Genomic DNA, 10,822 nt, shown 5'->3' with positions numbered 1-10,822 from the left:
CTGGTCACACTTCCGGCGCCGCAGCCAAGCCCGAGCCCGCCGCTGCCACTACCAACACCGAGGCCACGACCCCCACATGCGGTTGCAGTACTAGGAGTGCAGTGTGAGGACTTTCAGGCCGGCGGTGTCGTCTTGGCGGAACCACCATTCGTCGGCGTGTTGTCCTGTCAAGGGGACGACGGCGGGCAGGTTGTAGAGGGCACGGGTTGTCGCTCCCGGTTTGCACACGGGGCTGGCGACGCAGCGGAAGTGCACTTGTTGGCTGGGTCGGATGGCGTCGAACATGGTGTCGATGGTGCGGGTGGTGGTCTGGCCGTATGTGTGGGGCAGCCGGATGGGGTCGGGTTGGTGGCCGGATTGGAGCAGGATGTGGGGGCCGGTTGGCGGGCAGGCCCGCCGCCTGAGGAAGAGCGGCCAGCGGGGGCGGCGTAGTGCGGCGGTGCAGTGTTTGAGCAGCGTGGTGTGTGCGGGGTGGTCCGGTTGCCCGGTGATGGCCATGGTGAATGCCGCGTCGGTGAGGTAGTAGCGGTGGGAGAGCAGTGTGGTGGTGTCTCCGCTGCGTTTTCCTCCGTCGGCGGTGTGCAGGTCGCGGACCGGGCCGGCCGATGCGCACGGTCGTGCGCAGCTCGGCCAGGCCGTTGATGGCTTCACCTCGTGGGCGGCCGAGGGCGGCGGCGAGCAGCCCGATGATGCCGGATCGGGTGGGGGAGGGGGCGGTGTCGCGTCGGTTCGAGGGAACGCAGGTAGCAGACGGATGCGGGTAGATGTCGGTGCAAGCCGGTGAGGCTCTGCTTGCAGAGCACGTTCAGTCGGCTTTCGGCCGTGCTGCGCCGTATCGTGCCCTCCCGACCGGAGCCAGCGGTGACGGCCAGCGCGAAGGAGGCCCCCAGACTGCGGACTTACTCGCCATCGGCACCCGGTGAACTGACGGTATGAGGCCAGCCGTTCCTCCCAGGCCGGTCCCGTACTTTGGGCTTTCTGTGAGGGAGCCTGGTTCGCGGGGCGAGGTGTGGGATGAGCGGGTCCGGGATCGGCGTCATCGGTAGATCTCCTCACTTCTCAGACGTCGAGGGCGCGGGCTTGGGGCGCGGGCCGCCGAACAACGCCACGCGGGCTCCTTCCACGGCTTTGACTCCGCGCTGGGTGCGGGCCGCAGTCGCGGTGACGTCCTCGTATGCGCGTAGGGCGAGGCGCAGGAAGGTGCTCCGTACGCCTGCCGCGTCCAGACCACCGTTCAGTGCGGTGCCGGTACGGTCGAGGTGCTGGAGTGCCGCCAGAACTCCACTTCTGCCGCGGGCCAGTACCGGGCGGCTCCTTCTCTTGCCCACGCTTCGGCGCTGTATTTCGGATCGTTCACGTAGGCCCGCTATGCACGGCGCAGGGCACAGTCCAAGCGGTTACCGAAAAGCTCACCCAGGACACGCAGCCGGCCCACTGCGGGATAGTGCGAGCGGTTTTCCTCTCTGCGAAGGCGAGTACCCGCGGTGTGACGGCGTCGACGAACTGGAAATCTTTGGCCTGCCCGTCCTGTGCAAACCCCAGGGCTCGCACGCGCATGTCGGCGGACAGTTCCACGGCCCAGTCGAAGACGGAGGGCCGGCGCGGTTGCGCGGTCCCGGACAGGTCAATCAGGAGCAGCGCGTCCAGGTCCCGCCACAGGGCGCGATGTGAGTCAGCAAGGCGGGGTAGAGGTCGCCCTGCTTGCTGAGCTGCCATATCAGATAGTCGTCGTATGGCCGCGCTCTGCGCCCCTGCCGGTGAGCCCACGTGATGTACGAGTCCTTCACCTTGGTGGGGTCGCCTTGGCACGGCAGGAGCAGCAGCGCGTGCACGGACGACGAGGTCAGCCGGGAGCACGGCCCGTTCGCAGCAGGCGGCGGGCCCTCTGGATTGGGGAACCCGTCCCACTCCCAGGGGGCACAAATCGGCTTCGGCTTTGACGTCCCGCTTCGGCGGAACCAGCCCGGCCAGCAGGGTCTCGAAGAGTGTTCGTCTTTCGGGGTGGTAGGACAGTGTGGTGCGCAGTGGGCCCGCACCGGCGCTGGCGCTCCTGACTCTGCCGACCTCGCGTGACGACCACCGGCCGGAAGGTCCGTCGTAGTGCCATCCCAGGAGCTTGAGCACCGCCTGAGATGTTGTCACCGGTTGGGGCCGTGCATCGCTGCCGTGCGTAAACCAGGAATGATTGTTGCCCGAGGGGCGAGTGAGGATCAGCTTGTTGGCGCCCGCGGTCTTGTCGGGGTCGCATTGGGGGTCTTCAATCTTGAGCGGTGCGCCTCGCTCGGCGCCCTGACCCTTCGTCACGGTCGGGAGCCTGCGAGGGCGCTGGTGCCCCTGATACAAGGAGCCCGTGGTCCTGAGTGATCATTTCTGTTCTCTAGGCAGAACGATCATGTGGGAGCCACGGGCGTGGTCAACGATACGACGTTGCTGCTCAACCTCGACGGGGTGTCCGTCATACGGGTCGAGCGGCTTGAGGACGGCACCCGCCGGGTGCATCTGGCCACGACGGAGGAAGCGGCTCGCGCCTGCCCGGAGTGCGGGGCCTTCGCCTGGAAAGTGAAGGGCACAGCCCGGACCCGCCCTCGGGATCTTCCCTACGGGGAGCGCGGACTGGTGCTGCTGTGGCACAAGCGCCGCTGGTGGTGCCGCGAGCCGAAGTGCCCGAGGAAGTCATTCACCGAGAGCGTCGCCCAGCTACCGGCCGGGGCGCGGATCACCGCCCGGCTGCGCCAGGCGGCCGGGCGCCGGGTGCGCGATGCCGGCTCCACGGTCATCCAGGCCGCCCGCGACCTGCATCTGTCCTGTCCGACGGTGATGGGCGCCTTCCGCACATCGGCGCGCGAGGTCGTCGACGCCCCACTGCCCGAGGTGAGGGTGCTGGGCATCGACGAGACCCGACGGGGCAAGACGAAGTGGGAGCAGGACCCCCAGTCCGGCAAGTGGCACCTGACCCGGGATCGGTGGCACACCGGCTTCGTCGACGCGCTGGACCACGGCGGGCTGCTCGGCCAGGTCGAGGGCCGCACCGTCGCCGACGTCCTGGCCTGGCTCGCCGCCACCCCGCCGATTTGGCGCAAGAACATCACCCACGTCGCCATCGACATGTCGTCCACCTACCGCGCCGCGATCCGCACCGGCCTGCCTGACGCCATCGTCGTGGTCGACCACTTCCACGTCGTCCAGCTCGCCAACAAAATGCTCTCCACACTCCGGCGCCGCACCACCGCCGAGACCCGCGGACGGCGCGGACGCGCCAGTGACCCGGAGTGGAAGGCCAGACGACGTCTCCTGCGCAACCGCGAGGACCTCACCGATGAGCAGTTCGCGAAGATGTGGAACCCGCTGCTGGACGAGGGGCAGATCGGCCAGACCCTGCTGACCGCGTGGATCGCGAAGGAGAGCCTGCGCAATCTCCTCGCCCTGGCCCGCACCGGCGCCGCCCGGCACCAAGTCGGCCATGCCCGACGGAAGTTCCTCACCTGGTGCGCGAACTCGGACATCCCCGAGGTCGTCCGGCTGGCCGTGACCGTGGACCGGTGGTGGGCGGAGATCGCCACGTTCCTCGACACCGGCCACAGCAACGCCAAGAGCGAGGGCATCAACCGCGTGATCAAGCTCGTCGCCCGCAACGCCTTCGGCTTCCGCAGCGCAGAGGACCAACACCTACGCACACGCTGCGTCACCACCCGGCGAGCCCGCGGACACCTCCGCACTGCTCAACTTTGAAGACCCCGCATTGGACGGTGAGGGTCGCTCGGACGCGATGACGGCGGTATCCACCTGGACGCCGCGGGGATCACGTATCTCGACTACAAGGGCACCGCCCTGCTGCGAAAGTCTCCGACCGCGGCAAGATCCGCAGCCGCCTCACCCATGTCACGCGCCAACAGCAGCGGCAGATCGCCCGGTCATCAAGTGAACCGTTCCGACTCTCCTGCCGGCGTTCGTTGGCCGGTGATCAGTCGGCTCGTGGTTCTGCGTTAGCGTAGTGGGCTGCTCGATGGGTGCTCGTGGCCAGTCGCCGTCGGACTGGTGCCTGATTTCTCACATTCTTCTGCAGGGCGCAGCATTTCCTGTATTTCTCAGCCTATTTTGTGTTTCACGTGCAGTCGACTGGATTGGCTACTGGTGAGTATGGGTACTTCATCTCGCCCGTTTGACCATGCTCCCTGTCCTATATGCAGCACTTACGACGAGGTGCAGAGGGCCGGTCTTCGGGAATACGACGAATGTGAGGAGCGAGAGAGCCGGCACCCCACGGATGTGGACGGCTACTGCTCGGCGTGCAATCGTCTGATCGCTCTCGACGTGGATGGCCTGATGCTGCGGCACACGACGTGGGGGTCGGCCCAAACGCAGCGACCAGGCTCGGCTCCTGCGAGCTCCTTCGCCCGACAACCCTGCGTCGGATCGGCTCGTGCGCCGGACCGGCATCCCGGCGAGAGTCAGCCCCTCGCGGCGGATTGATGACCGGGTTCTGCGCTCTGCATGCCGTGTGCATCTCGGACCAGGCCGCACCAGGGGTTTTGTGCGGGGCCCCGGTCAGCACGGCCTGCCCCGGGCGCGTTCTTCCGTCCGTTCAGCTCCTCCACGGGTATCAGGGCTCCCTCGGCGGGGGCGAGGATCGTTGCGGCCACGGGGTACGTCGGTCCTGCTCCGGCTCGTCGGGCCGGTCAGGAGCGGCAGCCACGGGACGACGGCTGGAGCAAGGCGATCATGGAGCGCCGAGAAGGGGTACTTCGTGATCAGACGTACGTGACCCTCTGGTGCGGCGGGCTTCTACGGCCTCCCTGGCTGTAGAAACCCGTGTTCATGGGCTGCCGTCACTCGTTGGTGGCGTCACGTTGCCGGAGCACCTCCTCACGACTACGCCCGCCTCTCTGTAGAAGGCGCCGTCCTGGAGCGCCACTCGGTGGCACACCATGTCGCTGCTGTCCTCCTTGAACTGTATCCACTTGCCGCTGTCGTACCGCTTCCAGTGACGGTGGACCTCAAAACCCGAAGGCCTCCAGCGGCCTGTGTATCTCGTACGCGTTTCGACCGAGGCCGAAGCCGTGGCGCACGTCGCTCAGTACGAAGCCGACAGTCATTGGGGTGCTGCCCTCCGGGGTCACTTGCATGGCGTCGAACTTCATGATGTCGAACCACATCAGCAAGGCCGCGCTCTCGCTGTTGGTGAGCGCGTAGATCCAGCCGTTGGCGAAGAACGCCACGGGGATCGCGATGAAGAGCTCGTCGTCCGTCGGCACGGTGTACGGGATGGCTGCGGCGCCGGTGTCCTTGCTCTTCCCGCTCCGCATAGGAGCAGAACTCCGCGGCGGACTTGCCCCTTGACCCCGGTCGCCGACCTGAGCAGTTTCATCTCCTCTAGCATCTTCATCGCCTGGGTGATCTGCCTCATCTTGTTCGTGCGGATCGAGGACGCCTGGACGCCGGGACCGGCGTACTTGGCGACGGGGGCCATCAACCCCTCCCACGAGGCAGTCGTCCGGGCGTCCGGCTCGATCGGGCACGGCAGGGGCCACTCCTTCCCGACCGCCGCCTCGCACTGTGCCGCGAACAGCATCACGAGGTAGAGCTTCAGGGTGAGCTCCTTCGGCATGAGCATCTGAGCTGAGAACGGCCGCTCGGACCGGGGCAGCGGCTTCCTTTCGTCCCCGACTGTCCCTCCGAACTTCTCTAGCCGGACGAAGGACCGCCGTACGCGGACGGTCTCCGGCTTCCTGCCGCGCTCGTAGATCTCGCGAGCCTTCTTGAACCGCCTCTGGGAGATCGTTCTCCATCAAGGCCGCCAACTGCTCCACGCGGACCTCGGATTCTCCGTACTTTACGGGTTCTGGAGTCGCCCTGTGCTTTACCGGCTTCCCCTTCGTCGGTGGCCCGCTCATCACCGCCGGAACGTGTCTGCAGTTCAAGGTCAAGGTTAACCTCCGCTGATCTTGAGGGCTGGGGGCGTGGAGGTACCCCCTCCACGCCCCCACCGATTCCCGGCACTTCGGGGACGATCTCTGGCGGACGCGGTTGTGTCTCCTCACTTCGCCCGGGTCAGGCGGTGCTCTGTTCGGCGAGCGCCTGCTCGAGGGCTCCGAGGATCGTCACAACCTCGTCAATCTTCACGTAGGAGATTTTGAATGGCGACGGTGCCGTCGCCGCGGACATCGAACTCGTACTCGGCATACGTCGACTCGTCCTCATACGAGTACGCGCCGGGCTCCGCTTCAGCGAATCCGCTTGAACCTCGTTGAACCAGTCGGCCCCCCACGTTTCCCTCATGGCCTGGCCGACCACTTCCCTTGGGGACGCTGTCGAGCTCGATCGACGCCCGCCCGTGATCGTCGAGGCATACCATCCCCGAGCCCTCGCCGGGCTTCTTCCAGTGGGAAGCGGGCCCGGAGCAGTAGAGACATGTCGGGCCGGGGACGACGTCCAGCGGCGGGAAAACGCGGCCTGAGCGGCTCACCCTGTCACCGCTGGTTCCGCCTTCGTTCTCGCGGCCGACCTAGTACTCGAAGCAAACATCGGACAGGTGGGCGTGACGGTGCTGGGCGGGCGCGGGGTCGGGCCGCCCGGGACAGACGTGGGGCCGGGGGAACAGGTGGGTGCTGGGTCGGTCCGGGGGCGGGCTCGGCGCTGCCGCCGAAGACGGCGTCGGCGGCGAGGATGGCGATCAAGACGATGCCCAATCAGGCCCACCGTCCGCCGCGAGAGAGCAGTGTCGTTCCCGGACGACTTCCTTCCGATGGGAGTTGTGGGGCGACAGATGTCGCGTTCCTGCCCTTTCCGTCGCGCGCTGCGCCATCCTGGGGTGATGGACGACGAGCCATTGGCGGAGTGGGCACGAAGGCGTGACGAGCGCCGGGCGCAGACCCGGGGTAGGCTGCGGGCCGTACCGCTCACCGAAGGGCCCCATAGGGCTGCTCACATCAGCCCCGCAACGCCGCGCGCGATCCAGCGATGGGACGGCACCGAGTGGGTGACCGAGAGCATCGCTGCGAACCTGGCCTCGGCCCAGGCGCTCCTGTATCCGCCGCAGCCCGTGGAAGAGCGTCCAGCGGAGTGGGACCGACCTCTCTCGGTAAGGGCCGTGGCCGGCACCGCAAGCCCACCCCGTCCGGCGAGTCCGGGCGCTGACCCACCGCAGTCGGGGGCGTACGGTCGAAACCGTGAGCGCGAATCCCGAGCCTGAAGCGGCCAGCCCTTGGCGCAGCCCGGAGGACGGACCCTTGCCAGTGGTGCGGGCGTGGCCAGCCCGGGACCGCCCGGCGCTGGAGGCCTGTGCGGCCGGTGGCGGTACGCGCCGGTCATGGCCCGGCAGGATTGCGAGAGACGGCCGGTCAGGCGAGCCAGTTCCGCACGGCGGCTGCCACGTCACCACCGGCGACGCGACCACTTGTTTGAACTCGACGGCATCAAAGCCTTGCTCACCGGACCCAGAGCCTCCGATGTTGTGGCGTAGGCGCGTTCTTCGGTACCGTCGGGCCGTTGGACGACGTTGCGTCGCACGCCGGGGGAGTTGGCCAGGGGGACGGCGTCGTGAGTGAACGCGCCCTTCCGGGCCCGCACGGTGAATCCGATCAATCCGCGGTTGGCGGCCGCCTCCTCGACGATCGGCGACAACCGGGAGGCGCCGAGACGATGTGCTGTCTGCCGGCTTTGGCCAGAGATGAGCTCCAGGCCGTCACCGATTTCCCGTCGTCGCCGACTGGGCGGCCTCGCCAGTCTTTCACCACCTGCTCGGCCCGGACACGGTACTTGCCGCGCACCCGGGTGTTTGTAGCCCGCCTTGTTAAGCCGCGGCTGGACGTGACCGTCCGCCATGGCCTTGAGGCGGGCGAGGTCACTGGGCCCGTCGGCTTGGGCCTCCTGCACGACGGCTCGCAATGCCTCCAATCGACGCGCCTTTGTTCTTCGTGAAGAACTGGCTGACTAGGGACGGGGGTTGCGGCCAAGGTTCTTGCCGACCTGCTTCGCCGGGACATTGTCGGAGAGGAACGCGTCACCCGAGGCACCACAGGCAGGGCAGTGCCGCTCGGCGGTCCGCGTCACCTCGCCGCCGCGGCCGCAGTCGTGCCCAGACGGGCCGTGACTTCGTCGTCCCAGACCGCCTCACCGACGACATTGAGGGGCCGCAGGTAGCACAATGGGGGTGAACCACCTCACAGAGTCACAGGAGGTGTAATCGCGATCACTACGACACGTATAGCCACCAAAGTGGCAACCCGGACAGCGCTCGAGTATCTCCGCGTCAGCAAGAGCGCCCGGAGCATCACCGATCAGCACGCGGACAGCCTGACCGCCGAGTTGGAACACGGCCCGTGGACCTGGGGCCAGCCGTACGCCGACACGACCTCGCCCTTCAGCGCCTGAGTCCGGGGGAGGTTCCCATCGTCGTTCCGCGTGAACTCCTCACCGACTGGGGGCCCAAGGACGTGACCCGTCAAGCCAAGGTCATCGACCTGGACGCCTTCAACGGCTGTTCGAGACGTTCAAACACACTGCCGGGCGGCTGGAGACCCGTCGCCGCTACGCCAGCGACGAGGCCACCGACACATACGCGCAGTTCCTCGTCTCCGGCCGCGTCGACTGGGACATGAACTCCTGGTACTGCCGGACGATCCGCCAGGTGACCGCCGCCAGTAAGACGGTCGACCGGGTGCGTCTGGTGGACTCTCTGCCCACCGTCGGTCAGCGCTACCGAACACCGCTCTCGGGGAGGACATCCGCACCCTGCCCCGGGCGGAGGCGGAGCGACTGTGCCTCGGCGGCGAGGACTTCTGGATCTTCGACTCGCGGCTGGTCGCCCGCCTCAACTTCACCGAGGCGGACGAGCTGACCGACGTCGAGCTGATCACTCCCCCCGACGAGGTGATCCGGTGCTCCATGCTCCGTGACGCGGCGTGGCATCACGCCGTGCCGTACAGCACCGACTGACGCGGGCGGGCACCGGTGACCACGGACTATCAGCAGGCGCGCGAAGCGCTCGGCATCCGGCTGCGCGAGCTGCGATTGTCGGCGCCTGACGGCCGGCTCACCGGTACCCAATTTGCGTAGAAACTCGGCTGGCCCCAGCACCGCATCAGCAAGCTGGAAAACGGCCGACAGACCGCCACCCCCGAAGACCTCCACGCGTGGGCCGAGGGCACCGGACAGCCCGGCGCGTACGACGAACTGCTTGCCCGGCTACGGGGGTTCGAGTCGCACATCCGCTCGGGGCGGCGCCAGCTCGCCGCCGGGCACCAGCCCGGACAGCAGAACATCGCCGCTCAGTACGAGCGCTCCGCCGCTGTCCACGGCTTCGAGAGCGCGACCGTGCCGGGCATCCTCCAGACCGCCGACTACGCGCGGTCGGTCTTCACCCGGTACGCGGAGCTGCACCGCTCCAAGCGGGACACGGACGCCGCAGTCCGGGCCCGGCGCCGCGTCAGGAGCTGCTGTCCGACGCGCACAAGCGGTTCAACATCCTGGTGGGTGAGGCCGCGCTGCAGTCCCTGATCTGCCCGCCGCCGGTACTCGCGGCGCAGCTCGACCGGCTGACCGGACTCGTCGGCCTGGACACCCTGCACCTCGGCGTGATCCCGCACTCCGCCTCGCTCAAGCTTCCGCCCACCGGCGGCTTCTGGATCCATGACGAACGGCTCGTGACGGCTGAGGCCGGGGGCCGTCTCGGCGTGTCCCGCTAGGCCGTCCGCGCCATGATCAACCGGGGTGCACTCCCCGGCTACCGCGTCGGCTGACTGGTCAAGGTCTCCGCCGCCGACGTCGACCACGCCGCCGCCGGATCGAACCGGACGGGGACACGGCATGACTGTCCTTCTCTGCCTGGCCGTTGCCGCCGGGGCCTGTTCTACCTCCGGTACCGATGGCGGCTGCGGAAGGCCACCCGCGACGCCCGCCGGGCGATCGTCGCCGGACAGGCGGCCAAGGAGCGTTAGGCCGCCCGCCGGACCCACGCAGCGTCTGCCCGCCGTCCTGCCGGAAGCTGCGCTGGCCCTGCTGTTCCGCTGGACGCGGGAGCGGCGGATCCGCCCCACGGTCCGCATCGCCCGGCCGGGGATTCCTCGCCGGTTCGAGCGGATCCGGCCGGATCAGCACATCATGGTCGTCGGCTTCACGGGGTCGGGTAAGTCGTCGGCGCAGCGGGTGCTCGCCGCGTGGGTCCTTTCCAACTCCTCCTGGTCGCTTGAAGCTTGGGGCGGAAAGTGAGGCGCGTCAGCCCGCGCGTACAGGGGCAAGTGCCCGGTACTCGACGCCATGGAGGCGATGGTGGCCAAGGGCTTCTGGCACACCGTCATGCGGGCCACCGGGGCGGAGCTGGATCCGACGTCCGCACGGTGGGCCGCTGCCGAGCGCGCCGAAGGCGCACGCCGAGCTGGCCACGGTCGCCGTCCGGCGGCGGCTTCACGGCACCCGGACCCGGAGCTGGGAGGAGCTGTCCGCCCTGGACTCCGGCGAATCCGTCACCGCGCTGGAGTGGCGCACCCCGGCCACGGACGGTCTGGCGGAGGACCGGCTTCGGGCCGAGGTGGAACAGACGGCGGAGCGGATCCGGATCGGCCCGGGACCGATCCGGATTCCGGATCCGTCAAGGACAGGGTCCGCGCCCTGTACGAGTCCGGCACCACCGACCCAGCCGCCGTCGTGGAGGCGCTGCCGGACCCCGAGAGCGTCAAGCGAATGGTCCGCCTGGTGCGGACGGAAGGAGGCTACGCACGATCCCTTCGGTGCACTGAGCTTGTTCAGCGGTGAGTCTCGAGGGTGAGGATGGCTTTGACGATTGATGTCATCTGGCTCGGGTTGCAGCGGGCTTTGCGGAGGATCC

Annotated in this window: 8 protein-coding genes and 2 pseudogenes; 6 read left to right on the top strand and 4 right to left on the bottom strand. The window is 68.1% G+C overall.

The genetic code is table 11. The annotated features are described in order from the left end of the window. Positions 1–90: 90 nt before the first annotated feature. The 3 genes from ABZ532_RS30755 to ABZ532_RS30745 form a co-directional block, all read right to left on the bottom strand. Positions 91–750, bottom strand: coding sequence for a type I-E CRISPR-associated protein Cas6/Cse3/CasE (locus ABZ532_RS30755; protein WP_361291091.1), 660 nt, complete (start codon positions 748–750; stop codon positions 91–93). 302 nt (positions 751–1,052) lie between these two features. Next, the gene (locus ABZ532_RS30750; protein ID WP_361291088.1) at positions 1,053–1,328 is read right to left on the bottom strand and encodes a hypothetical protein; all 276 of its coding nucleotides are present in this window, start codon (positions 1,326–1,328) and stop codon (positions 1,053–1,055) included. A 25-nt stretch (positions 1,329–1,353) separates the two neighbouring features. Further along, positions 1,354–2,304 carry a type I-E CRISPR-associated protein Cse1/CasA gene (locus ABZ532_RS30745; protein ID WP_361291085.1) on the bottom strand — a complete coding sequence of 317 codons (951 nt, stop codon included), beginning with the start codon at positions 2,302–2,304 and terminating at the stop codon, positions 1,354–1,356. 105 nt (positions 2,305–2,409) lie between these two features. On the opposite strand from ABZ532_RS30745, the gene ABZ532_RS30740 reads away from it, so the two are divergent. Beyond that, positions 2,410–3,729, top strand: a complete 1,320-nt coding sequence (locus tag ABZ532_RS30740) for an ISL3 family transposase (RefSeq protein ID WP_361291082.1) — start codon at positions 2,410–2,412, stop codon at positions 3,727–3,729. Between the two features lie 1,265 nt (positions 3,730–4,994). Here the strand turns inward: ABZ532_RS30740 and ABZ532_RS30735 are convergent. Continuing rightward, positions 4,995–5,303: a hypothetical protein gene (locus ABZ532_RS30735; RefSeq protein WP_361291079.1), complete on the bottom strand. Its 309-nt coding sequence runs from the start codon at positions 5,301–5,303 to the stop codon at positions 4,995–4,997. A 30-nt stretch (positions 5,304–5,333) separates the two neighbouring features. Between ABZ532_RS30735 and ABZ532_RS30730 the strand changes: the two genes are divergently transcribed. The 5 genes and pseudogenes from ABZ532_RS30730 (at position 5,334) to ABZ532_RS30710 (ending at position 10,206) form a co-directional block, all read left to right on the top strand. Then, a complete protein-coding gene (locus tag ABZ532_RS30730) occupies positions 5,334–5,579 on the top strand; it encodes a hypothetical protein (protein WP_361291076.1) in 246 nt (81 codons plus the stop codon). Positions 5,580–6,742: 1,163 nt separating this feature from the next. Continuing rightward, positions 6,743–7,189: a DUF6087 family protein gene (locus tag ABZ532_RS30725; RefSeq protein ID WP_361291073.1), complete on the top strand. Its 447-nt coding sequence runs from the start codon at positions 6,743–6,745 to the stop codon at positions 7,187–7,189. 1,079 nt (positions 7,190–8,268) lie between these two features. Beyond that, positions 8,269–8,934: pseudogene (locus ABZ532_RS30720) on the top strand (DUF6879 family protein). A gap of 15 nt (positions 8,935–8,949) precedes the next feature. After that, positions 8,950–9,683, top strand: a pseudogene (locus ABZ532_RS30715) (Scr1 family TA system antitoxin-like transcriptional regulator). A gap of 121 nt (positions 9,684–9,804) precedes the next feature. Next, a complete protein-coding gene (locus ABZ532_RS30710) occupies positions 9,805–10,206 on the top strand; it encodes a hypothetical protein (RefSeq protein ID WP_361291070.1) in 402 nt (133 codons plus the stop codon). Positions 10,207–10,822 lie beyond the last annotated feature (616 nt).

The sequence above is a fragment of the Streptomyces sp. NPDC019396 genome (genome assembly GCF_040632375.1).
GTDB lineage: Bacteria > Actinomycetota > Actinomycetes > Streptomycetales > Streptomycetaceae > Streptomyces.
Note: the sequence above shows the minus strand (reverse complement) of the source record. Positions and strands in the feature narration are given on the sequence as shown.